Source organism: Collinsella aerofaciens (assembly GCF_015555045.1).
In the GTDB taxonomy this organism is placed as follows: Bacteria; Actinomycetota; Coriobacteriia; order Coriobacteriales; family Coriobacteriaceae; genus Collinsella; species Collinsella aerofaciens_W.
In genome coordinates, this window is record NZ_JADNJQ010000007.1 from 14,507 (window position 1) to 37,183 (window position 22,677).

Here is a 22,677-nt window from a genome sequence, read left to right on the forward strand (position 1 = left end):
ATACATGCCCTAGAAACATGCAGCAATGTCGTGCTAAAACCCAACGACCTCAAAATGACTCTGTTGAGGCAATTCGCCCCATGCGGACAGAGACGATTGTTATCGTCGTCGGGAAATTGCGCGCTGGCGTCGGATGGCATTGTCTGCAGTAGTGATGATCTTTACGAACTGCATCTGCCTCTCCTTTCACCTATCGCAGGGCGCAATTCTAATATCGCAAACGGTACCTTTTCCTCGGTAAGCGGTTGTTTTTCCGTCTCCGTTTTCGATGGTCGCTATATTACGCTAAAGTGCCTGCTGCACAAGCGACAAATTCAAATTTCTGAAAAGTTTTTTCATTAGTTTGTGAATGGTGATGCAAATGCGCGCCAATCCTGCGATAATACGCCTGACTACGAGTTGATGGTTATAGCGTCTGAAACAATTTCGAAACGAAAGGCTCGCCTTTATGCAAACTTACGAATCGGACGCCAATATCGGAAACATTAAGCTCATCGCCGTCGACATGGACAAGACGCTGCTGACCGACGAGCGCGTGCTGCCGCAAGGCCTCGACGAACGCCTGGACAAGCTCGCCGATGCCGGCATCGTATTCTGCCCCGCCAGCGGACGTCCCGCCCCCAAGCTCGAGGAGATGTTCGAGGGCATCAAGAACCGCCTCGCTTTTTGTCCCGACAACGGAGCCTGCGTTATTTACCGCGGCAACTATATCTATAAGAGCAATATCGATGTGACGCTGTATCAGCAGGTCTTGAGCCGCGCCTCGGAGGATCCGCGCGCCGTCCCCGTCCTGTGCTGCTTCGACGAGTTCTACGTGCTTGCCCGCGACCATCAATACCACGACGAGATCAGCGTGTACTACAACACGATCAACTATGTCGACACCTTTGAGGGCCTTGATATCGAGTCCAATAAGATCTCGGTCTTTTTCCCTGCCTACGATGCCGAGCCCGCATTCCGCGAGACCTATAGCCCCGCGTTCTCGGATCAGCTCTACGTCACCAACGCCGGGCGCGAGTGGATCGACTTTATGAACCTGGGCGTCGACAAGGGCGCCGGCGTCGCGCACCTGTGCGAACACCTGGGCATCGATATCGCCGACGCCGCCGCCGTGGGCGATACGTACAACGACATCCCCATGCTGGAGCGCGTCGGGCATAGCTTTATCGTGGACAATGCCGAGGAGCACATGAACGCGCACGCCAAGTGGCGCATTCCGAGCAACAACGACGGGGGCGTACTGACGCTCATCGACGCCATCTTGGCGGCTCGTTAACGCAACCTGTCGGACCTGGCCGGGCGACGCGGGTAAGTTTTTCGTTCGGTCAGGTCCTGGGCTCGCTCGAAGGCCACATTAAGTGGCCTTCGGCTCGTGCGGAATCTACGAAAAACTTACCCGCATCGCCCGGCCAGGTCCTGCGGTGACTTGCTTGCCGCATGGATGGCGTCTTGGCGTCTGGATACTTGGCTGATAGTTTGGAATGAAGGGGGCTCCTTGTTGGCAAGGAGCCCCCTTCTGTTTTGGTTACTTTGGGGTTGTTGGTATGTCTTTACTTGGCATCGGCCCAGGTTATGCCGGTGCTGGCTTCGGCGATTAGGGGAACGCGGAGGTCCACTACGTGCTCCATGACGTCGCGGACCATGGTGGTTAGGCGCTCGACTTCGTCGATGGGGCACTCAAAGTCCAGTTCGTCGTGTACCTGCAGAATCATGTGGGCGGCAAAGCCCTCTTCTTCCAGGCGGCGGCTTACGCGGGCCATGGCGATCTTGATGATGTCGGCGGCGGTTCCCTGCATGGGGTGGTTCATAGCTGTGCGCTCGCCAAAGCCGCGGAGTTGCGGATTTTTAGCCTTGAGCTCGGGAATATGGCGTCTGCGGCCATACATGGTCTCGGCGTAGCCCGTCTGCTTGGCGCGCGCCACCACGTTGTCGAGGAACGTACGCACGCCCGGGTAGGCCTCGTAGTAGCGGTCGATCATGTCGCGCGCCTCGGCCATCGAGATATGCAGCGACTGCGACAGACCGTAGGCCTGCTGGCCGTACACGATGCCAAAGTTCACGGCCTTGGCGCGGCTGCGCAGGTCGGGCGTCACCTCGGACACCGGCACACCAAACACGCGCGCCGCCGTCTCGGCATGGAAGTCCTCGCCCTCGTTAAAGGCGCGCACCAGGTGCTCGTCACCCGAAAGATGCGCCAGCAGACGCAGCTCGATCTGCGAGTAGTCCACCGCCAAAAAGACGCTTCCCTCGCCTGCCGAAAACGCCGTTTTGACGGTGCGGCCCAGCTCCGAGCGCGTCGGGATGTTCTGCAGGTTCGGGTCGCTCGAGGACAGACGCCCCGTTGCCGTGATGGTCTGGTTGTACGTGGTGTGCACACGACCGTCACCACGGCGCAGCGGGCCCAGCGTGTCCAGATAGGTTGACTTGATCTTGGACTTCTCACGCCAGTCCAAAATCAGGCGCACGATCTCGTGGTCGCGGGCAAGATCGCTCAACACCTTGGCATTGGTCGAATAATAGCCGCGCTTAGTCTTCTTGAGGCCCTTGGTCGGAAGCCCCATCACATCAAAGAGCACGTGCGACAGCTGCATGGGACTACCGATGTTAAACGTCTCATCACCCGCCAGGTCGCGAATGCTGCGCTCGACCTCGGCAATCTGGGTCGCCAGACCCTCGGACAGACTGTGCAGGCGCTCGGGGTCCACGAGCATGCCCGCGCGCTCCATCTTGGCAAGTACCGGAACGAGCGGCATCTCGATGCCATCGAACACGTTGGCGGCGTTCTCGCGGGCCATGCACTCGCGCAACGGCGCCACGAGCGCCAGCGTCAGAGCCGCAGTACGGGCGGCAGGTGCCGGAGCGTCCTCGCCGGCACCCTCTGCGCCGCACGCCGCAGGCAGCGCCATCTGCAGATACGTATCGGCAAGATATGCCTCATCGAACTCGGAGCGGTCGGAATCCAGCAGGTAGGCGGCAACCACGGTATCGAAGATGCGCGTAGAATCGACTGCCAGCGGATCCATGAGCTCGGGCTCAGAAGAATCGATGGGCGAAAGCTCGTGCAACAGCACCTTCATATCCGGGCTCGCCACGCGACCCTCCATAAACAGACGCGCGAGCACGCCAGCAATCACGCCGTGGACGAAGTTGAAGCCCTCAACCTCAGCCGCCGCGCAGCTGTCGCCCTCCTCGAGCGCGAAGAGGCCCTTGGACGTCGCCAACCACAGCGTGCGCGTCAGTCCAAAGAGCGCGCCCTCTTCCTTGTCATCGTCCACCACGGTGGCGACCCACTCGCCCGCCTCGATCGCACGCGAAACCTCGGACGCCACGTCAGCAAGCGCCTCGGCATCGCCGGCAGCGGTGCGCTCAATCGTGGGCATCTCAAACGTTCTAGCAGCGGCAGCAGCCCCGCCCCCGCCGCCGATCAGCGCCAAGAAACGGTTCTGCATGGCGGTGATACCAAGCGTACCCAGCGCCGCGGAAACCTCATCGGCAGAAAACGCCGGGAAGGACGTCGCCTCAAAGTCGAGCTCGACGGGCGCATCGGTGCGAATGGTCGCAACCTTGCGGCTCAGCAGTGCGTCGTCGATGTGTGCACGCAGGTTCTCGCCCATCTTGCCCTTGACCTCGTCGGCATGCGCGATGACTTCGTCCAGACTACCGTACTGCGCAATGAGCGCACTCGCCTTTTTGGGGCCGATGCCCGGTACGCCGGGAATGTTATCCGACGTATCGCCCTTCAGACCGTAAAAATCGGGCACGAGGGCCGGCGTAATGCCGTGATACAGGTCGTCTACGCTCTCGGGCGTCATGATCGCCACGTCGGACAGGCCCTTGCGAGTCGAGACCACGTTGACGTGCTCGGTCACAAGCTGATACATGTCGCGGTCGCCGGTCACCAGCAGCATGTCGCAGCCGGCCTCCTCGCCCAGGCGAGCCATGGTTCCCAGGATATCGTCGCCTTCCCAGCCCTCGGACTGCAGAATCGGCACGTTGAGCGCGGCGAGCAGCTCCTTAATCATAGGGAACTGCGCGTGCAGATCGGGGTCCATGGGCGGGCGCTGCGCCTTATACTGCGGCAGCATCTCCATGCGCACGCGCGGCTTGCCCTTATCAAACGCCACGACCACGCCGTCGGGGTTAAAGGCATCGATCATCTTGAGAAACATGTTCAGAAAACCAAAGATTGCGTTGGTGGGGCGACCGTCCGGCGCGTTCATGGTCGGCGGCACGGCGTGGAAGGCGCGGTGCATGAGCGAGTTGCCGTCGATAACGGCAAAGGTACGGCGCTTGTCAGACATATTGAATACCTCGCTTTGGGCTGGGCACGGTTTGCTCACTCCAGTTTACACGCTCCCCGCCCCGCGGCCACCGCACATCAAGCTCCCCCGCCACCGCGCGCCCGTGCGTGATACGATGGCTCACGGTACATTAACCAGCACGATCGACCCGAAAGGAGCCTGCGTCATGGAGCGTCCCTGCGCATGGAAAAAGTACACGCCACAGCAAGTCGAGGAGCTCGAGGAGCTTTGCCGCGGCTATAAGCAGTTTTTGAGCGAGAACAAGACCGAGCGCCTGTGCGTCAAGACCGGTATCAAGATGGCCGAGGAGGCGGGCTACGTCAATCTGGAGACCGTGATCACCGAGGGCCGCGCGCTCAAGGCCGGCGACAAGGTGTACGCCGCCAATCACGGCAAGGACCTTATGCTCGTCAACCTGGGCAACGCCCCGCTCGAGCAGGGCTTTAACATCCTGGGCGCCCACGTGGACTCGCCGCGCCTGGACCTCAAGCAGAATCCCGCCTTCGAGGCCGGCGACATGGCCTACCTCGACACGCACTACTACGGCGGCGTCAAAAGCTACCACTGGGTCGCTTCCCCACTTGCACTCGTGGGCGTCATCTGCAAAAAGGACGGCACCACCGTCGACATCAACATCGGCGACAAGGCAGACGATCCGGTCTTTACCATCTCCGACCTGCTGATCCACCTCTCGAGCGAGCAGATGGCCAAGCCCGCCAAGGACGCCGTCGATGCCGAGATCCTCGACGTGATCGTGGGCGGCCGTCCCGTCAAGTTCGATGAGGGCGACAAGGACGCCCCCAAGGAGCCCGTCAAGCAGATGTTCCTGGACATCCTCAAGGAGCAGTATGACGTCGAGGAGGAGGACTTCCTCTCCGCCGAGATCGAGGTCGTGCCCGCCGGCCCCGCCCGCGACATGGGCCTCGACCGCTCCATGATTTTGGGCTATGGTCACGACGACCGCGTCTGCGCTTACCCCTCCATGCTCGCCCAGATCAATGTGGCCAATGTCGAGCGCACGAGCATCACGCTCATCGTCGACAAGGAGGAAATCGGTTCCGTGGGTGCCACCGGCATGACGAGCCGCTTCTTCGAGAACACCGTCGCCGAGATCATGACGCTCGCCAGCGAGGATAGCCCGCTGGCCCTGCGCCGCGCACTCGCCCACAGCCGCATGCTCTCCTCTGACGTGTCCGCCGGCTTCGACCCGGGCTACGCCGGCAAGTTCGAGACCAAGAACGCAGCCTTTATGGGTCGCGGCCTGTGCTTTAACAAGTACACGGGCAGCCGCGGCAAGGGCGGTTCAAACGACGCCGACGCCGAGTACGTGGCCCTCGTCCGCGACATCATGGACGAGGCCGGCGTGGACTTCCAGACCTGCGAGCTCGGCCGCGTCAACGCGGGCGGCGGTGGCACCATCGCCTACATCATGGCCAAGTACGGCATGAATGTCATCGACTCCGGTGTTGCCGTCCTGTCCATGCACGCCCTGTGGGAGGTCGCCAACAAGGCCGACATCTACGAGGCCTATCGCGGCTACAAGGCCTTCCTCGAGCGCGCCTAACCAACCCTTCATCAGTTGCGGTGAAATACGGACTAAACTGGCCCATAAACGGCCAAAACAGACCGTATTCCACCGCAACTTTTTTGGCAGAGGAGAGCCCATGCTGCAGGTCATCATTTCGCCCGCCAAGCAGATGCGCGCGGCCCAAGATGCTTTTGAAGTCCTGGGCATCCCACCCTTTGTGCGCGAGACGGCTCGCCTCCACCGCGCACTGCTAGATATCGAGCGGAATGAAGGCAGCGGCGGCCTGCAGGCGCTGTGGAACGTGAGTGACAAACTGCTGGGACCTTGCCTCAACACCCTGCATGAGTTCGGGCCCATCCTGAAAAGCGGCGATCTCGACAATCCCGCACTCGCCCGTCACCTCTCCCCTGCCGCCATGTCCTATCACGGCATTCAATACCAGAGCATGGCACCCGAGGTGATGGATCCCGCGCAGCTCGCATGGCTGCAAGACCATCTGTGGATCCTCTCCGGCCTCTACGGATGCGTACGCCCCTTTCATGCCGTCGAACCGTATCGGCTGGAGATGGGCGCGAAGCTTGTCGTCGACGGTGCCCGAGACCTCTACGCATTTTGGAGCGATAAGCTCGCGCGGGCTATCGCCCCGGCAGGTTCAAACACCACGATCGTCAACCTCGCCAGCGTAGAGTATGCCAAAGCCGTTCTGCCCCACCTCGCGGGCGACGCCACAGCCGTCACGTGTCTCTTTGGCGAGGGTATCCGCAACGGGAAGCCCATCCAACGGTCGACCGCCAGCAAAAAGGCGCGCGGCTCCATGGTGCGGTGGATGGCAGAAAACAAGCTCGAGGATGCAAGCGAACTTACCGCATTCAACATCGGCTATCGCCACGTCCCCGAGCTCTCATACCTAGGCACCCTCATGTTCATCAACGAACAGATGCTCTAGAGCCGGCACCCAACACTGACCCGCTCAGCCTTCTCTATATAACTTGCGGTGGAATAATTCCTATTTGAGCCTTTTTCGCACAATCAGGAACTATTCCACCGCAACTTTTATGAATTGGCTGCTAGGCTCGACACCTATTCTGCTAGACCGTCGGCCTTTGCAATCCCGTTTGTCGAACCGTCCTGATAGACAATCTTGACGTGCTCGACCTCGGACACCGCAACACCCGACGGGGGCTCCAGGCGCCATTCCGTCAGCGCGATATCCATCGTCGTGGGCACATCCCCTTGATCTTTGAGCTTCACCGTCAACGTTTTGAACGTCGCATCATACGTCACGCGTTCGATTTCCTCACCAGGAATAGACCCACCACTCAGCTGCAACTGCACAAACTCATCGCACGGGTACCAATAATCGCCCGGAACGGCGAGCGTATTGGCATTACCGCCAGTACTCCTCACCGTCATAATCGGTAGGCTATCATCAGCCTCGAACTCCCATGCAGCGCCGCCGCGACCACCAAACGTCCAGATACAAAAGGCAATCACCAGCACGGCAAGCACCGCAAAACCGATCGCGACAAGGCCATGGTGCGCACGGCTTTCCTCGGCCGATACATCCCATTGCGTCTCTCGATATAGATGCTTGTCTTCCATGTTCGCCTCCTCACAGGCACGCTCGTTAGGCCAATCGTACCCATTCGAGCTATACTTGAGCCCATTACATAAACGGGGGGCTTGCAGGACAAGACGGCAGGCTGAGATTGGGCGCGCCCGCCCTGACCCGCAAACCTGATATGGGTAATGCCAACGAAGGGAGCCGTGCCAATGAGCACACAGACCGAGCCCAAGCTCGTCACGCAAATCGACTTCGCCCGCGCCGGGCAGATCACACCGCAGATGAAGGAGGTCGCCGAGCGCGAGCATCGCGACCCCGAGTACATCCGCGAGCGCGTGGCCGACGGCCGCATCGCCATTCCTGCCAACATCGTGCACATCAAAAAAGGCATGCGCGCCTTTGGCGTCGGTGAGGGCCTGTCCACCAAGGTCAACGTGAACTTGGGCATCTCGGGCGACAAGGCCGATGCCGCCGAGGAATGGAAGAAGGTCAAGATCGCCGAGGACTTTGGCGCCGACGCCATCATGGACCTCTCCAACTCGGGCAAGACGCGCCAGTTCCGCCAGCAGCTCATCGACGAGACGCCGCTCATGGTAGGTACCGTCCCCATGTACGACGCCATCGGCTACATGGAAAAGCCGCTGGTCAAGCTTACCAAGGACGACCTGTTCGAGGTCGTGCGCGCGCACGCCGAGGACGGCGTGGACTTTATGACCATCCACTGCGGCATCAACAAGTCGGTCACAAAGACCTTTAAGGAGACCGGCCGCCTCATGAACATCGTGAGCCGCGGCGGCTCGCTGCTGTTTGGCTGGATGGAGGTCACCGGTAACGAGAACCCGTTCTATGAGTTCTACGACGAGCTGCTCGAAATCTGCCACGAGTACGACGTGACGATTTCGCTCGGCGACTCCTGTCGCCCGGGCTGCCTCTACGACTCCAACGACGCCACCGAGACCGCCGAGATGATCGAGCTGGGCAAGCTGTGCAAGCGCGCATGGGCCGCCGGCGTCCAGGTTATGGTCGAGGGTCCGGGCCACATGGCGCTCGACGAGATCGCCGCCAACATGAAACTGCAGAAGCGCCTGTGCCACAACGCCCCGTTCTATGTGCTCGGGCCGCTGGTGACCGATATCGGCGTGGGCTACGACCACATCACCGCTGCCATCGGCGGCGCTATCTCCGCCAGCTCCGGCGCCGACTTCCTGTGCTACGTGACGCCGGCCGAGCACTTGTGCCTGCCCAACGCCCAGGACGTGCTCGACGGCCTCATGGCCACCAAGATTGCCGCACACGCCGCCGACATCGCCAAAAAGGTGCCCCACGCCCGCGACATGGACGACAAGATGGGCCAGGCACGCCGCAAGCTCGACTGGGACGCCATGTGGAAGTGCGCGCTCGACCCGGTTACGGGCAAGAAGCGCTACGAGGAGTCCCCCGCCGCCACCGAGGGCACTTGCACCATGTGTGGCAAGATGTGCGCCGTCCGCACCGTCAACAAGATCTTCGAGGGCACCACGATCGACCTCGGCATGGAGGACTAACCCTGTCGCCGCGGCCGCTTCTGGCGGCGAGCTGGTGCCTGTCAATTGTTGACGTGTGAACATTTTCTTGCATTTGCGTAAAGATTGCATCGCCCGCCCGGGTTCGACATAGAGTCGGCCCGGGCATCTTTATAATGCTGGCCTATAGACCCATTTGATTCCGACCGAACAAGGGAGCGAACATGGATCGCAGTAAGGTACCTGCCGTTCTATCCATCGCAGGATCCGATTCCAGCGGTGGCGCCGGCATTCAGGCCGACATCAAGACCATCACGGCACACCGCCTGTATGCCGAGACGGCCATCACCGCCATCACCGCACAGAACACCCTGGGCGTCACCGCCGTGCAGAACATCTCCCCGGATATTGTCGCGGCGCAGATCGATGCCGTTTTTGACGATATCCGCCCCAACGCCGTTAAGATTGGCATGGTTTCCTCTGCCGAGATTATCGATGTTATCGCCGACCGCCTGAGCGCTTGGAACGCGACAAACGTGGTAGTCGACCCCGTCATGGTAGCCACCTCGGGCGCACGGCTGATTGCCGAAGATGCCGCCGAGGCGCTCACCCGCCGCCTGTTCCCGCTAGCGACGGTTATCACGCCCAATATTCCCGAGGCCATGGCCCTGCTCGACTACGAGGTCGACTCCGAGCGCACGCAGCAAAATGCTGCCATGCTCCTCACCCGCCGCTTTGGTTGCGCATCCCTCGTTAAGGGTGGGCATCTTGTCAACGAGGCCAACGATGTACTGGCCGAACCCGCGCCACTCGATGACGAGGGCAACCATCTGGGAGATCCACTCACCACGTGGTTCCGCCACAAGCGCATCGAGACCGACAACACGCACGGCACCGGCTGCACGCTCTCGTCCGCCATCGCCTGCGCGCTGGCCCAGGGCATGGATCTTGCCGACGCCGTCAATGCGGGCAAGGCATACCTGACAGGCGCTCTGGCCGCCGGCCTGAACATGGGCAAAGGTTCCGGCCCCGTCAATCACATGTGGCAGTATTAAGATTCACAGCCCAAAACCACCGCAAAGGGGACAGGCACCTTTGCGGTGGTTCCCACAAACATCTCGATCCGTAACAGTTAAAGTCCATTTTTCGGCCCACCTGTTACAGATTGAGACATTCAAATTCCGCTGAGAAGATAATCTCGGTCTGTAACAGTAACTCGGCGAAATCGACCCTAGATGTTACAGATCGAGACAAACGACCGATATCGACCTAAATAATCTCAATCTGTAACATCTAGCCCGTTTTCGGCCTTACAACTGTTACAGATCGAGACAAAGCAACGAAACAAGCCGCCGCAAGGGGAACTTCTGTGGTGGCTTGGGGTCGCGCTACTCACCGAGCATCTCTTGGAGTTTGACTGCCACGGCGTGACCCAGGCTCTCATGGCTTTCGGGCATCATATGCAGATAGTCGATATCGCCCGGCTCGGCAAACTCCGCTGCATTCAAAAAGTCGCAGCCAAACTGCTCGGCTACGTGCGCATAGTATTCAGCAAAATGCTCCGAGGCCTCGACGGAACGCTCATCAAAATCGGTCATATATACATCGGCGATTTGCGGCTTGATCTTGATAGGTGCCATCAGCAGAATACGCGGGCAGGGTGCGGCATTGGTCCAGGGAAATGCACGCACCGCGCGAATCAGCGCCATGGTGCCACGGGCAATATCGGAGGCCGTCACACCAAAGACCGTCTTGCAATCGTTAGTTCCCAGCATAATAACGATCGCATCCAGCGGCTTATGGGCCTCGAGCAGCATCGGAAGCGCGCGAATGCCGTTAAGATTGGTGTCCAGATGGCACATGTCGTCGCGTACCGTCGTGCGGCCGTTGAGGCCTTCTTCAATTACATGCCAGCCCTCGCCTAAGTCACGTTGGGCCACGCCGCACCAGCGCACGTCCTGCGCATAGCGCACCGCGGTGCCGTCGCGCATGCCCGCCGGATCGTAACCATAGGTGTTGCTGTCGCCAAAGCATAGAACGTTTTTCATCGTAAGCCCCTCGCTCGGTAAAAAGCCGACGGAAGCAGCCTCTCCCGTCGGCTCGACCTATCTGTCAGCACGTACCGATTACAGGTACTTGCGCCAATCGTCCTCGTCCTCATCATCCTCGGTAGCAGCCTGGGCCTGCTCGGCGGCGCGAGCTGCCGCAGCGCGAGCGGCAACCTGGGCATAGGACTCCTCGTTGCGCTCGGGGAAGTTTGCCAGCACGTGCTCGAACTTGGCAAAATCCTCATCCCAGCGCGTAGAAGGCACGGCAAAGAAGACTTGCTTGACCTTAAAGTCGCCCGACGCGAGCTCCTTGCGGAAGAGCTCGGCCACGGTCTCTGCGTCAAAGCCGTTGTTGTCGCAGCCCCAAGCGCCCAGCACGAGCTTCTCGCGACCTAGCTCGTCGCAGATGGCAAGCACAAAGCGGATGCGGTCGCGCAGGGCATCCAGCAGAGCATCGTCGCTCACGCGATACTCCTGGCGGGCGCGCTTAACGTTGGGCGCGGCGGCCACGATCACGTCGGCGTATGCATGCACGTGGTTGCGGTCGAAGCGCACCGCAGGCACCACCAGCGCACGGTTTCGGTAAAGCTCGCAGTTGATGTTGCGGCGACGGTTCTCGCCGTACCATTTGCGCTGCTTATCGAGAACGTTGTACAGATACGAATCGGCGCACAGTGTGGCCTCCTGGCCCAGATAACCCTGAATATAGCCACCGCCCGGGTTGGTGAACGAGGCAAAGGCGAGCACGGCCATGTCGCAGAACTGCGCATAGCCACGACCGTTGTCCAAGATGGCCTGCGTGGCGGAGGCATCGAGCACGGTGACCTCAGGCAGGGACGCAGCAGGCTCCTCAGCAGGCGCGGACTCAGCTTCGGCGATTTCCTCGGCAGGCTCCTCGACGGGCTCAGGAGCTGCCTCGGTCTCGGGCGCTGCCTCGCTCTCGGGTGCCGCCTCGGTCTCGGCAGCCTCCGCGCCCTCGACGTCCTCGGCAACCTGTTCTTCGGTGGCCACAGCACTCTGGACCTTGGCCTTCATCGCCGCGACAAAGCCGGCAGGCATACCGTCAAACTCGCGAACACCGGCAAGCGAACGCTCGATATCCTTGGCGCACGCTTCGGACACAGTTGACACGTGACGCTCGGCGGCCTTGGCACGGGCCTCGCGCTTGGGATTGGGCTGACCCGCTCGGTTGGACCTGCGGTTACGGTTCCTGTTGTCGACGTCTGCCATACGTGGCCACCTTTCCTGTCGCTGCCGCTATCGGCTTTTCCCATCCATGATACCCCGCCGCGTACAAAAAAGACGGCCCCGAAGGACCGCCTTTCGCATCGATTTGCCCGCACGGCAAGCACCGCCGCAATTCGCCACTAGTCGCGACGGCCAAGGATGTTCAGGATGCGCAGGAACACGTTGATAATGTCAACGAACAGATTGGACGCCATGAGCACGGCGTTGGGCAGCGTAGGCGGCACCGTCGTGGCAACATAGGTGTCGTAGCCAATAAAGCCGGCGAACACCACGATCACGATCAGGTCGGTGATGGACTGCGAGACGCCCATGAACATCAGCACGATCTCAACCAGAATAGTGGCGAGCAGAATGCCAAAACCGATGCCATATACGCGCTGGAAAAACTTGGGGAAGGTCACGCCCAGCGCGCCAAAGACAAAGGTGATGGCGGCCGTGGCGATAAAGGCAGTGTTGATGGTGGGCAGGTCGTAGTTGGCAAGGCCAAACGACGCGGTCAGGCCAAAGGTACTCGCAAAGATTACGTAGCCCACAAGGGACAGGCCCACGGACTGCTTGCTGGCGGCGGCCGACATCATGACCATGCCGACGATGGTCAAAATAAACGAGCCAAAGACCAGCGGCAAGGCTGCGCCGCTCATCATCATGCGCGCAAACGACATGGTGCTCGTAAAGTAGGCGCCGGCGCCCATGGCGCAAAAGCCCAAGAAGATCAGGGCAGACATGACAAGGTTGTACGCGCGCGGCGACATCTCCTTGGCACGGCTTGCACCGGTCTCGATGGGGCCGTTCTGATAGCCCTGGATATCGTTCATACTTCGTCCTTTCACAAAGCGCCGTGAAAGACGGCGCAGCAGATGACAAGATTCCTGCCATTGTACCCGAACGCCGTGCGTCCTTACCTACGGCGCTCGCCCTCAAGCGTACGATCAAACGCCCAGACCCACCAACGCATCACGTGGGCCTGCGAGCCGTCCGGCCGTCCGTACGCCTGGTCCTCCAGATACAACTCGGTCGCGTGCCCGCCAAAACGCACCTTATAGGTTGCCGTACGAACGCCGTGGACCGTCAGGCCAAAACCAGTGGACGAGACGATCTCGTCAATCGTAAAGCAGCGACCGTCGACCCAGCAGACGGTAACCGGCACGACTTGTCCGCCCGCGAGGATGCGAGCCACGACGTCCACATACTGCTTGTGCACGCGCCGAGTTTTGCCATCTGTCTGTCGATATTCCATACTTCCCATTATCGAACGCATGTTTGCATATTGTAAAGCGAACAGACTGTGGTTTTGGAATGTCGGAGCGAACGCGCGTGTCCGCATGGCGTGATAGCAAAAAGAACACCCACGGTCAACAGGGCTAATATTCAATTTTAGTGCCAAAAAATTACTTCTCCCATCAGAACTCGGCAAAGAAACCCGCAGGAGGTGATACGATTTATCATGTTTTTGTAACGTGTCTGCAAACTTCGAGAAAGCCCATATATGGACGTAACGTTCTCAACTTTCCTCGGCCAAATTGTGTCGAACCCAGTCCTTGCCGTCACCGTGATCCTCGCGCTCGGCGCCATCTTCGTCAATGGATGGACCGACGCGCCCAACGCCATCGCGACCTGCGTCACTACGCGTTGCATGCCCGCCCGCGCCGCCATTCTCATGAGCGCCGCATTCAACTTCCTCGGTGTGCTCATCATGACGCACTTTAATGCGAGCGTCGCCAATACCATCTCGCATATCGTCGACTTTGGCGGAAACAGCACCATGGCGCTCGCCTGCCTGTGCGCGGCCCTGTTCTCCATCGTCGTCTACGGCGCCACAGCGTCGCGTTTTGGCATCCCCACCTCGCAAAGCCACAGCCTTATCGCCGGCCTGACCGGTGCCGCTATCGCCCTCGGCGGCGCGAGCAGCGTCAACGTCCACGAGTGGATGAAGGTCATCTACGGCCTGGCACTCTCCATCGGCCTGGGCTTTGTCATGGGCTGGGTCCTGTGCAAGCTCGTCTCGATTCTTTTCGCCGCCGCCAACAGGCGACGTGCCAATGTCTTCTTTAAATACGCTCAGATCGCGAGCGCTGCGGCCATGAGCTTTATGCACGGCGCGCAGGATGGACAGAAGTTCATCGGCGTGCTCTTTTTAGGCGTGGCCTTTGCCAGCGGCCAGACGAGCGTCGGCGATGCAGGCATCCCCATCTGGATTATGCTGCTGTGCTCGGCCACTATGGGCATCGGCACCAGCGTGGGCGGCGAGCGCATCATCAAGTCCGTCGGCCAGAGCATGGTCAAGCTCGAAAAGTACCAGGGCTTCTCCGCCGACCTGGCGGGCGCCGCGAACCTGCTGCTTGCCACCCTTACCGGCATCCCTGTGTCCTCCACGCACATCAAGACCTGCGCCATCATGGGCGTCGGTGCCGTCAAGCGCCTCTCGGCCATCAACTTCGGCGTCGTCAAGGACATGATGTTCACCTGGTTCTTCACCTTCCCCGCCTGCGGACTCATCAGCTTTGTCATGGCCAAGCTGTTCATGATGTTCCTCTAGTCAAACCGAACGTCCATCTGGACCGCAACACTTCGCCCACCCGTCTTCGCCTCGAAAGGACCCACCCATGGCAAAGAAACCTGATTCGTTCTACTTTGACAACTACGTCGCCTGCGCCGACCTTGCTGTCCAGGCCGCAGAGTTGCTCATCAAGATTTTTGAGAACTTTGATCCCGCGCAGATCCACGACATGCTCGAGGAGATGCATGCGATTGAGCATGCGGCCGACAAGAAGCACCATGAGCTCGAGGATGCCTTGCTCACTGCCTTTATCACCCCGCTTGAGCGCGAGGATCTGGACCTGATGAGCTGCTCGCTCGACACTGTGCTTGACCGTATCGAGGGCGTCGTGCAGCGCGTCTACTTCACCAACATCCAGAGCATTCACCCCGATGCCATCGTCATCGCTCACAAGGTGACTGACGCCTGCCGCGCCATGAAAGACCTGATGGTCGAGCTTCCCAACTACCGCAAGTCCAAAACGCTGCGCGAGCTCGTCATCCAGATCAACACCATCGAGTCCGAGGCCGACGAGCTCTACATCAACGCCATGCGCAACCTGCACGTTAACGGCAAGGACCCGCTCGAGGTCATCGCCTGGCGTGACGTGTACGCCTTCCTGGAGTACTGCGCCGACTGCTGCGAGAATGTGGCCGATGTTGTGGATTCGATTGTCATGAAGAACAGTTAATTGGGGGTACGTGTCCCGGCGGCGAAGGGCCGGCCACGGTTTGCTTTCTCACTCCGGCTGCTTTGCAGAGTCGTTCGAAAGTAAACCGTGGCCGGCCCTTCGCCTTACGTACCACCATTGGGAACTTTGGCTGATACTTTGAAAGCGATGGGGCCTTTGTTGACAGGACCTTGGGGCCCGATTGGAAACTTTGGGACCGCCTTAAACGTTTGGGTGGATGGGGCTTTGGGTACCCTTTGGTTTACTTTGGATTGATTTGCTGACTTTGGAGGGTTTGGTTATGGGGTATTTGGATCTGGCTCGGTCTCGGTATTCTTGTCGCGAGTTTGAGAATCGTTCTGTGGAGCAGGCTGTGGTGGATGCCATTGTTGAGGCTGGGCGTATTGCTCCTTCTGCTTGTAATAACCATCCAACCCGTGTGATGGTGTTGGATACGCCTGAGCTTCTGGAGAAGGCAGCTGCTTGTCAGCCTCGGTTTGCTCGTGATGAGTCTATCTTTGGCGCTCCGCTTGTCTTCCTTATTTGCAGCGTTACCGATGACGCTTGGGTGCGCCCGTATGACCAGATGAATTCCAATGAAATCGATACGTCCATCGTGTGCGATCAGATGATGATGGAGGCCACCGAGCAGGGGCTGGGAACGTGCTGGGTATGCCATTTTAAGCCTGAGGTGGCACAGGAGCAGTTCAATCTGCCCAAAGGCGTTTATCCCTATCACATGCTCGTCTGTGGCTATCCTGCCGACCACATCGCCGATCCCGAGCATCGCGAGGCCCGTACCATTCCCCTCTCCGACTTCCTCCTCAAGTAGGTTTTGGGACATGCCTTAAAACCTACCCTTGACCGCTCACCCGTTCGCCGAGTTCTGCGCCATTATGTGCAGGGCTCGGTTTTTTATGTTACGCACTCCGGCACAGTCATAAAAAAGGACCCGCAAGCTGCGGGTCCTTTCTAGGCACTAAATTGTAGGCCGAATGTTAGTCCAGGTCGTTGGCAGCAAAGTTGTCGATCGGGGCGAAGGGATCGGCCACGGGGACAACCGGGTCAGCGACGGGCAGCGGCTCGGCGGGAACAGTCACTGCAGGAGAAGCGGCAGAACCGACCGGCGTGGAGGCCATCAGATCGGCCGGGAAGGAATTCTGGGCATCGTCCATGAAGTGCTGGATGAGCTTGAGATACTCTGCCTTGAACTCCTCACGGGAAGCCTTGAGACGATCGATCTCCTCGAGCTCGGCCTGCTTCTCGGTCAGAGCCTGGCGGATAACCTCGCGGGCCTTGGCGTCAGCCTCGTTGCGGATACGCTCAGCGTTCTCGTTAGCATCGTTGACGATAGTCTCAGCGGTCTGCTGGGCAGCGATCAGGGCAGCGGAAATCTGGCGCTCCTGAGCGGAGAAGTCAGGGGCGGGAGCAGCCACGGGGGCGGCAGGAACGGCCTGGGCGGTGGCATCCTGAGCTTGGGCAAGCTGAGCCTGCGCATCGGCAAGCTGCTGCTCGGTAGCAGTCAGACGACCCTTAAGGTCGACGATCTTAGCGAGCATAGCGTCAACCTCGGAGGACAGCGTCTCCAAGAAGACGTCGACCTCAGCAGGATCGTAGCCACGCTTGGCCTCAGAGAAAGTCTGAGCCTGGATGTCTGCAGGGGTAATAGCCATAACAAGTCTCCTTTTTCATCGCCTCGGCGCTACACGCCCGACGTAAGTTACTAAGTCAGTTCTACACGAGTATACCTATAAGAAGCTGCAGAACCAGCCTCTGCACCAACTGCAACGCAATAATCGCAACGACCGGCGAAAAATCGATACCGCCCATCGGCGGGATGAAACGACGGAACAGGTTGAGCCACGGACCGCACACGCTATCAAGCACCGCGGCAATATCCTGAAGCAAACCACCCTGCTTCATGGGAATCCACGTCATAAAGCAGTAGACGACAATGAGCGTGGAATAGAAGTTGAACAGCGTGTTGACCAGCTGGACGATAGTGTAGATGTTGATGGGAATCTCCTCGTCTTGTCTTTACTTAAGGTAGCCGTCGGCACGAAGCTTCTTGAGATCGGAATCTTTGACCTCGCAACCGGCGGGCAGCACCATGAACACGCGGTCGCCCACCTCCTTGACCGTGGCACCCAGACCGCAGGCAAAGCCGCAAGAGAAGTCCAAGACGCGCTTGGCAACTTCGGTGCGTACGCCCACAAAAATCAGTGCGACAGGCTGCTTGGTGCGAACGCGGCGCACCACGGTCTCCACGTCGTCATAGCTCTCGGGGCGCAGGACATAGGCCGGCAGCTGCGGCGTGGCGTTGATGATATTGCTCGCATAGGCCGAGGCATCGCTCGGTGCAGGCGCGGGTGCAGCGGCGGCACGGGCGCGGGTATTCTCGGCGTAGCTCGACGGCGTGTCATAGGCACCAGGACGATAACCGCTCGCAACACTGTCCTGCGAGCGCGAAGGCGGGTTATACGTCGTGGCATGGCGGGAGTCATCGCCGACCAGCTGACCGGAGCGCGTATACACGGCAACCGACTCAGCTTCACCGCGGCGCGTCTGGCCAAGCAGGCCGTTGCTCGGCTCGTCTTGGGTGTAGAAGCCCTCGCCCGAAGCACCACTGTAGCCGTTGTTCTGATAGCCATCGTCGTAGCCGTCATCGTAGCCGTAGTCGTCGTCCTGGCCATAACCCTGGTCGTAACCCTGCTGGCCGCCCAGGTGCATCTTATTTTTAATCTCGTCAAGGAAGCCCATGGTTGTGTCCTCTCGCGGTTTAGTGCAGGCGCCCCGATAATCAGTGCGCACTTCAGAGCCTTATTTTACTGCAAACTCCGGGCTAAATACTACCCTGCCCAGGCGAACGAGCGTAGAGCCCTCCTCAAGGGCAGACTCAAAGTCCTCGCTCATACCGCAGGAAAGCTCAGGCAGGTTCAAATCGGGATGCGCCGCCTCCAGCTCATCCCTCAGCTCACGAAGCCCCGCAAAGGTGCGGCGTGCCACATCCTTATTCCCCCGGGGCGCCATAGTCATAAGCCCCTGTACGCAAATTCCCTCAAGTTCTGCAAGCTCACCCGCGGCGGCGCGAATCTCATCGGGTGAAAAGCCTCCCTTCGACTCCTCACCACTCACATTGACCTCAATGAGCACACGCTGGGGGCCGACGAGCTCGCCTGCCTCAATCTTGCGAACAGCACGACTCGAGATCGCCTGCGCCAGATGCAGCGAACCCACCGAGTGAATCAGCTCGGCTGAGCCCAGCACCGCATTGATCTTATTGGTCTGCAGGTTGCCGATCATATCGAAGCGCACCTCGGGCAGCTCCGGATGCTCCGCCAGACCCGTGAGCTTGCGAACCAGCTCCTGCGGGCGGTTCTCGGCAAAATGGCGATACCCCGCCTGGATGGCGGCAACGGTCTCATCGACACCAACGGTCTTGGACACGGCAATGAGGCTCGCGGCGTCGTGGGGACGGCCCGCGCGATCGAGCGCCGCATAAAAACGTTCCAGAATCTGCTCGCGGCGAGCGCGCATCAAGTCCAAATAGTTATCCATTGCCAATCGCCTCCGCTGACAGCCAAACAAGTAGTCCCATGCTAACGCAAGAGCGCGGCCCCGCATGTGCAAGGCCGCGCTCACTTAGGTATTTACAATCTTTCGACGAACGGGGTTACTTACTCCTCGTCGTCCTCGCCATCGTCCTCATCCTCAAGATGATCGAGCAGGTAGCGAAGACCCTCGCTGACCTCGTTAACGGGCACCTTGGCAACGTAGCGTGCATCGACGGCGGGCCTCATGATAACACCCTCGCCCGAAGGCACGCGCATGCTCTCGAGCTCATCCTCATCAGTGCAGGCGATATCACCGGCAGTCATACGCTGTCCGGTCAACAGGAAGGTCAGACGGCAGGCGGCATCGATGGAAATCGAGGCGATGCGATCGAGATAGCGCGATACCATGATGGCGCGGCGCAGGTCGTCATAGTTGCTGTCGTCGTCCATAAAATCGCCCGTGTCCATGCGGTTAAAGGTGCGGAAGAACTTCTCGTAGGCGGCGTGCACTGGCTCGTCCTCGACGGCCAAGTTGCAGATGATGGACATGTCGTTGGTGACGAGCGCAGAAAGCGAAGAGCCCAGCACCTGGTAGACGGCCTCAGCCTCGGCCTCGACCGTGCCGACAAGCTCCTTGGGCAGCGAGATGTCGGCCTTGATCATATGACGCGTGGCGCGGCAAATCTGGCGAACCTTATCGGTCATGCGCTGCAGGTTAAAGTCGACGTAGATGATCGTCTGCAGCAAGCGGAAGTCGGAGGCGACCGGTGACTGCGTGGCAATCAGGTTGTAGCAGACGGCCTCCAGGTTGGCGCAGCGTGCGTCAATCGAAAGCGTGCGCTTCTTGGTCTTGGTGGCGAGCTTGCGGTCGTCGGTCACATAGGCCTTCATGGCATCGTGGAGGGCCAGATCGACGGCCTCGTAGATGCTCAGCATCTCGTGACGGGCCTCGATGAGCTGACGGGAAAACAGTTTGCGCATGGTTCACTCCAATCAGTTGGGTGCGGTCATGCCGCCCGCACAGTGAATACGCACCGGACCAGATCCGATCGGCTTGGGACTAGTCGCACCGATCAGCCAAAGCGGCCGGTGATATAGTCTTCCGTCCGCGAGTCCACCGGGCTGGTGAAGATCGCGTCGGTTTGACCATACTCGATGAGCGTAGCGGGCTCGCCGGCAACTTCCTGCAAGAAGAATGCGGTGTAGTCGCTAATGCGAGCTGCCTGCTGCATTGAATGCGTGACGATGATGATCGTCATCTCGGGCGCCAGCTCGGCCATCAGATCCTCGACCTTAGAGACGGACGTGGGGTCGATGGCGGAGCAGGGCTCGTCCATCAGAAGGACATCGGGTTGCACCGCAAGCACGCGCGCGATGCACAGACGCTGCTGCTGACCGCCCGAGAGCGCCAAACCATCCTTGTTGAGCTGATTGGATACCTCTTTCCAGAGGTTGGCGCGCTTGAGCGATTCTTCCACGATGTCATCGAGGTCACTTTTGCTAGTCACGCCCTGCAGACGAGGGCCAAAGGCGACATTCTCGTAGATGGATTTAGGAAACGGGTTGGGCTGCTGAAAGATCATGCCCACGCGACGACGGAGATCGACCGGGTCGACACCCTCGGCATAGATATCGTTGCCGTCGAGCGTCATGGTGCCCTCGACGCGCGTGCCCTCGATCAGGTCATTCATGCGGTTGATGCAGCGCAAAAACGTCGACTTGCCGCAGCCCGAAGGGCCAATGAAGGAGGTGATGGCGTTTTTGGCGATGTTGAGGTCAAGCCCCGTCAGCGCATGAAAGTCACCGTACCAAAAGTTGAAATCCTTGGCCGTAATGGCCGCTTGCTCCAACGTGGGAGCGGACTGATAAACGGACATGGGACTCCTTAACTAGCGACGCTTGCGCGACAGGAAGCGCGCAAACAGGTTGAAGGCCAGAATGATCACCATCAGCAAGAGCGCGGTGCCGTAGGCTGCGTTCATGTTGATGCCGTCGTTGGCAAGCAGATACAGGTGAACCGTCATGGGGCGGCCGGAATCGAGCGGCGAAATAGGTAGATTGATGGCCTGCCCCATGGTATAGAGCACCACCGCGGTCTCGCCAATGGCACGGCCGATGGCGAGAACGATGCCCGTGGCAATACGGCCAAAGGCAGAAGGAAGCACGATCTTGGAGACAACCTGCCACTTGGTGGCGCCCAGGCCATATGCGCCCCAGCGGATATAGCGCGGAACGGCGCGAATGGCCTCTTCGGTGGTACGCATGACGATGGGAAGCATCAAGAGCGCGAGTGCCAGGGCGGCCGAGACCATCGAAAGGCCCAGGCCCATGGCCTCGACAAACAAGGCGTAGCCAAACAGGCCCATAACGATGGAGGGCACCGAGGCCAAAGCGTCAGCAGCGTAGCGAATGAGCTCGACGACCTTGCCCTGCTTGGCGTACTCGGCCAGATAGACGGCTGCCAGCACAGCGATCGGCGTGCAGATAAGCATGGCGAGCGCCGTCACGTAGACGGTCGAGACGATCGTGGGCCAAATTCCGCCCTCGGCGTTGACGCCCTGGGGCCAACCGAAGATAAAGTCGAGCGAGATGTGTGGCAGGCCGTTGATGACCACGTAGGCGATGATAGCGACCAGCACCAGCGTGGTGATGTAGGCAGCGGCACGAAACACGCCAAGCATGATCTTGTTGGACAGGTCCTTGTTGATGCGGCCCTTCTTGCCGTGGGAAAGGGCACGCTTGATGCGCTCGCGCGACGAGGTCGTATCGACCGTCGTGTCAACGGAATCGGACATAGCCTACCCCCTCTTCTTCTTGGAAATCAGACGGACGATGCCCACCAGCGTGGCGGAGATGATAAACAGGACCACGCCCATGCCGAACAGCGCCGAGCGATGCAGACCCGAGGAATAGCTCATGTCGAGCGCGATCTGGCTCGTGAGCGTCGAGATAGGGCTCGCAATGCTGTCGGGAATAACCGGGGCGTTACCCACGACCATGAGCACGGCCATGGTCTCTCCGATGGCACGGCCCATACCCAGCACGATGGCATCCACGATACCCAGCTTAGCGGCAGGTAGCACGACCTTATAGATGGTCTGCCACTTAGTAGCACCCATGGCATACGATGCCTCGCGAATGCCCATGGGAATGGAATTGAGGGCATCGATGGTGAGCGTGGTGATGGTAGGGACGATCATGATGGCGAGCACAAACCACGCCGTCAGCGCACCAAAACCAAGGCCGCCGGTCAGTTGTGCGATAAACGGGCGGATGATGATCATGCCGAAAAAGCCGTAGATGATAGAAGGGATGCCGGCCAGCAGGTCGACGGCAGGGCTGATGAGCTTGCGCACGCGCTTGCCGGCGATCTCGACCAGGTACACGGCCGTGCCCACACCTAGCGGCACGCCCATGGCGAGCGCACCGACGGTCACCAGACCTGAGCCGGCAAGCAGCGACATGATGCCGTAGTGGCCCTCAGAGGGCGCCCACGTAAAGCTAAAGAAGTCCGCCAGACCGATGTCGGTAAAGACGGGCAGCGCCGAGTACGTGGTAAAGACAAAAATCAGGATGACGGTAACGACCGCCAAAAACGCGCAGGCAAAGAAGATCCACTGCAGCGCCTTCTCCTTGATATAGGTACTGCGCGATACGAGCGCCAGCTCGCGCTTCTTGGGTGCCTGAGCATTCTGCTCAGTCTGGGAGTTTTCCTGTGCTTCCATG

Annotated in this window: 22 protein-coding genes; 8 read left to right on the top strand and 14 right to left on the bottom strand. The window is 59.7% G+C overall.

The annotated features are described in order from the left end of the window. The first annotated feature begins 448 nt into the window (after positions 1-448). Positions 449-1,276 (top strand): Cof-type HAD-IIB family hydrolase, encoded by an 828-nt coding sequence (locus I2E45_RS03815; RefSeq protein ID WP_195444385.1) that lies wholly within the window; start codon positions 449-451, stop codon positions 1,274-1,276. Between the two features lie 274 nt (positions 1,277-1,550). Here the strand turns inward: I2E45_RS03815 and polA are convergent, their stop codons facing one another. Beyond that, on the bottom strand, positions 1,551-4,301 hold the full coding sequence (gene polA, locus I2E45_RS03820; protein ID WP_195444387.1) for a DNA polymerase I: 2,751 nt from the start codon (positions 4,299-4,301) through the stop codon (positions 1,551-1,553). Between the two features lie 166 nt (positions 4,302-4,467). Between polA and I2E45_RS03825 the strand changes: the two genes are divergently transcribed. Both I2E45_RS03825 and I2E45_RS03830 read left to right on the top strand, forming a co-directional pair. Continuing rightward, the gene (locus I2E45_RS03825) at positions 4,468-5,865 is read left to right on the top strand and encodes an aminopeptidase (RefSeq protein WP_195444389.1); all 1,398 of its coding nucleotides are present in this window, start codon (positions 4,468-4,470) and stop codon (positions 5,863-5,865) included. Between the two features lie 100 nt (positions 5,866-5,965). Continuing rightward, entirely contained in the window at positions 5,966-6,775 is an 810-nt protein-coding gene (locus tag I2E45_RS03830) for a YaaA family protein (RefSeq protein ID WP_195444391.1), read from the top strand. Between the two features lie 134 nt (positions 6,776-6,909). Here the strand turns inward: I2E45_RS03830 and I2E45_RS03835 are convergent, their stop codons facing one another. Beyond that, positions 6,910-7,431, bottom strand: coding sequence for a hypothetical protein (locus I2E45_RS03835; RefSeq protein WP_006234163.1), 522 nt, complete (start codon positions 7,429-7,431; stop codon positions 6,910-6,912). Between the two features lie 171 nt (positions 7,432-7,602). On the opposite strand from I2E45_RS03835, the gene thiC reads away from it, so the two are divergent. Together thiC and thiD are read left to right on the top strand one after the other, a co-directional pair. Beyond that, positions 7,603-8,937 (top strand): phosphomethylpyrimidine synthase ThiC, encoded by a 1,335-nt coding sequence (thiC, locus tag I2E45_RS03840; RefSeq protein ID WP_117820371.1) that lies wholly within the window; start codon positions 7,603-7,605, stop codon positions 8,935-8,937. A gap of 182 nt (positions 8,938-9,119) precedes the next feature. Beyond that, a complete protein-coding gene (gene thiD, locus I2E45_RS03845; RefSeq protein ID WP_152067745.1) occupies positions 9,120-9,950 on the top strand; it encodes a bifunctional hydroxymethylpyrimidine kinase/phosphomethylpyrimidine kinase in 831 nt (276 codons plus the stop codon). Positions 9,951-10,283: 333 nt separating this feature from the next. On the opposite strand, the gene I2E45_RS03850 is transcribed toward thiD, so the two are convergent. The 4 genes from I2E45_RS03850 to I2E45_RS03865 form a co-directional block, all read right to left on the bottom strand. Further along, entirely contained in the window at positions 10,284-10,943 is a 660-nt protein-coding gene (locus I2E45_RS03850; RefSeq protein ID WP_195444393.1) for an SGNH/GDSL hydrolase family protein, read from the bottom strand. A gap of 78 nt (positions 10,944-11,021) precedes the next feature. After that, positions 11,022-12,173, bottom strand: coding sequence for a TIGR02452 family protein (locus tag I2E45_RS03855; RefSeq protein ID WP_195444395.1), 1,152 nt, complete (start codon positions 12,171-12,173; stop codon positions 11,022-11,024). A 137-nt stretch (positions 12,174-12,310) separates the two neighbouring features. After that, positions 12,311-13,006, bottom strand: a complete 696-nt coding sequence (locus I2E45_RS03860) for a Bax inhibitor-1 family protein (protein WP_195444397.1) — start codon at positions 13,004-13,006, stop codon at positions 12,311-12,313. An 83-nt stretch (positions 13,007-13,089) separates the two neighbouring features. Next, on the bottom strand, positions 13,090-13,428 hold the full coding sequence (locus I2E45_RS03865) for a hypothetical protein (RefSeq protein WP_195444399.1): 339 nt from the start codon (positions 13,426-13,428) through the stop codon (positions 13,090-13,092). 249 nt (positions 13,429-13,677) lie between these two features. Between I2E45_RS03865 and I2E45_RS03870 the strand changes: the two genes are divergently transcribed. From I2E45_RS03870 to I2E45_RS03880, 3 genes are all read left to right on the top strand, one after another. Beyond that, positions 13,678-14,727, top strand: a complete 1,050-nt coding sequence (locus tag I2E45_RS03870) for an inorganic phosphate transporter (RefSeq protein WP_006234237.1) — start codon at positions 13,678-13,680, stop codon at positions 14,725-14,727. Between the two features lie 67 nt (positions 14,728-14,794). Then, positions 14,795-15,418, top strand: a complete 624-nt coding sequence (locus tag I2E45_RS03875; RefSeq protein ID WP_035137980.1) for a DUF47 domain-containing protein — start codon at positions 14,795-14,797, stop codon at positions 15,416-15,418. A 280-nt stretch (positions 15,419-15,698) separates the two neighbouring features. Continuing rightward, positions 15,699-16,229 carry a nitroreductase family protein gene (locus I2E45_RS03880; protein ID WP_195444401.1) on the top strand — a complete coding sequence of 177 codons (531 nt, stop codon included), beginning with the start codon at positions 15,699-15,701 and terminating at the stop codon, positions 16,227-16,229. Between the two features lie 166 nt (positions 16,230-16,395). On the opposite strand, the gene I2E45_RS03885 is transcribed toward I2E45_RS03880, so the two are convergent. The 8 genes from I2E45_RS03885 to pstC form a co-directional block, all read right to left on the bottom strand. Beyond that, positions 16,396-17,070, bottom strand: coding sequence for a DivIVA domain-containing protein (locus tag I2E45_RS03885; protein ID WP_195444403.1), 675 nt, complete (start codon positions 17,068-17,070; stop codon positions 16,396-16,398). A gap of 61 nt (positions 17,071-17,131) precedes the next feature. Next, entirely contained in the window at positions 17,132-17,419 is a 288-nt protein-coding gene (locus I2E45_RS03890) for a YggT family protein (RefSeq protein ID WP_040358293.1), read from the bottom strand. Positions 17,420-17,434: 15 nt separating this feature from the next. After that, positions 17,435-18,157 (bottom strand): cell division protein SepF, encoded by a 723-nt coding sequence (gene sepF, locus I2E45_RS03895; protein WP_195444405.1) that lies wholly within the window; start codon positions 18,155-18,157, stop codon positions 17,435-17,437. A gap of 60 nt (positions 18,158-18,217) precedes the next feature. Next, on the bottom strand, positions 18,218-18,955 hold the full coding sequence (locus tag I2E45_RS03900) for a YggS family pyridoxal phosphate-dependent enzyme (RefSeq protein WP_117746754.1): 738 nt from the start codon (positions 18,953-18,955) through the stop codon (positions 18,218-18,220). A 119-nt stretch (positions 18,956-19,074) separates the two neighbouring features. Further along, positions 19,075-19,932 carry a phosphate signaling complex PhoU family protein gene (locus I2E45_RS03905; RefSeq protein WP_195444407.1) on the bottom strand — a complete coding sequence of 286 codons (858 nt, stop codon included), beginning with the start codon at positions 19,930-19,932 and terminating at the stop codon, positions 19,075-19,077. A gap of 92 nt (positions 19,933-20,024) precedes the next feature. Next, a complete protein-coding gene (pstB, locus tag I2E45_RS03910) occupies positions 20,025-20,828 on the bottom strand; it encodes a phosphate ABC transporter ATP-binding protein PstB (protein ID WP_089571588.1) in 804 nt (267 codons plus the stop codon). A gap of 12 nt (positions 20,829-20,840) precedes the next feature. Further along, complete coding sequence (pstA, locus tag I2E45_RS03915; RefSeq protein WP_006234250.1) at positions 20,841-21,746, bottom strand: phosphate ABC transporter permease PstA; 906 nt, start codon at positions 21,744-21,746, stop codon at positions 20,841-20,843. 3 nt (positions 21,747-21,749) lie between these two features. Then, positions 21,750-22,676: a phosphate ABC transporter permease subunit PstC gene (gene pstC, locus I2E45_RS03920; RefSeq protein WP_117820381.1), complete on the bottom strand. Its 927-nt coding sequence runs from the start codon at positions 22,674-22,676 to the stop codon at positions 21,750-21,752. Between the last annotated feature and the right edge of the window lies 1 nt (position 22,677).

Coding starts and splice junctions, on each gene's coding strand:
- I2E45_RS03885 (WP_195444403.1), bottom strand. CDS start 17,070: ATGGCTATTACCCCTGCAGACATCCAGGCTCAGACTTTCTCTGAGGCC.
- I2E45_RS03875 (WP_035137980.1), top strand. CDS start 14,795: ATGGCAAAGAAACCTGATTCGTTCTACTTTGACAACTACGTCGCCTGC.
- I2E45_RS03870 (WP_006234237.1), top strand. CDS start 13,678: ATGGACGTAACGTTCTCAACTTTCCTCGGCCAAATTGTGTCGAACCCA.
- sepF (WP_195444405.1), bottom strand. CDS start 18,157: ATGGGCTTCCTTGACGAGATTAAAAATAAGATGCACCTGGGCGGCCAG.
- I2E45_RS03900 (WP_117746754.1), bottom strand. CDS start 18,955: ATGGATAACTATTTGGACTTGATGCGCGCTCGCCGCGAGCAGATTCTG.
- I2E45_RS03865 (WP_195444399.1), bottom strand. CDS start 13,428: ATGGAATATCGACAGACAGATGGCAAAACTCGGCGCGTGCACAAGCAG.
- pstC (WP_117820381.1), bottom strand. CDS start 22,676: ATGGAAGCACAGGAAAACTCCCAGACTGAGCAGAATGCTCAGGCACCC.
- thiC (WP_117820371.1), top strand. CDS start 7,603: ATGAGCACACAGACCGAGCCCAAGCTCGTCACGCAAATCGACTTCGCC.
- I2E45_RS03830 (WP_195444391.1), top strand. CDS start 5,966: ATGCTGCAGGTCATCATTTCGCCCGCCAAGCAGATGCGCGCGGCCCAA.
- I2E45_RS03860 (WP_195444397.1), bottom strand. CDS start 13,006: ATGAACGATATCCAGGGCTATCAGAACGGCCCCATCGAGACCGGTGCA.
- I2E45_RS03835 (WP_006234163.1), bottom strand. CDS start 7,431: ATGGAAGACAAGCATCTATATCGAGAGACGCAATGGGATGTATCGGCC.
- polA (WP_195444387.1), bottom strand. CDS start 4,301: ATGTCTGACAAGCGCCGTACCTTTGCCGTTATCGACGGCAACTCGCTC.
- pstA (WP_006234250.1), bottom strand. CDS start 21,746: ATGTCCGATTCCGTTGACACGACGGTCGATACGACCTCGTCGCGCGAG.
- I2E45_RS03905 (WP_195444407.1), bottom strand. CDS start 19,932: ATGCGCAAACTGTTTTCCCGTCAGCTCATCGAGGCCCGTCACGAGATG.
- pstB (WP_089571588.1), bottom strand. CDS start 20,828: ATGTCCGTTTATCAGTCCGCTCCCACGTTGGAGCAAGCGGCCATTACG.
- I2E45_RS03880 (WP_195444401.1), top strand. CDS start 15,699: ATGGGGTATTTGGATCTGGCTCGGTCTCGGTATTCTTGTCGCGAGTTT.
- I2E45_RS03850 (WP_195444393.1), bottom strand. CDS start 10,943: ATGAAAAACGTTCTATGCTTTGGCGACAGCAACACCTATGGTTACGAT.
- thiD (WP_152067745.1), top strand. CDS start 9,120: ATGGATCGCAGTAAGGTACCTGCCGTTCTATCCATCGCAGGATCCGAT.
- I2E45_RS03815 (WP_195444385.1), top strand. CDS start 449: ATGCAAACTTACGAATCGGACGCCAATATCGGAAACATTAAGCTCATC.
- I2E45_RS03855 (WP_195444395.1), bottom strand. CDS start 12,173: ATGGCAGACGTCGACAACAGGAACCGTAACCGCAGGTCCAACCGAGCG.
- I2E45_RS03825 (WP_195444389.1), top strand. CDS start 4,468: ATGGAGCGTCCCTGCGCATGGAAAAAGTACACGCCACAGCAAGTCGAG.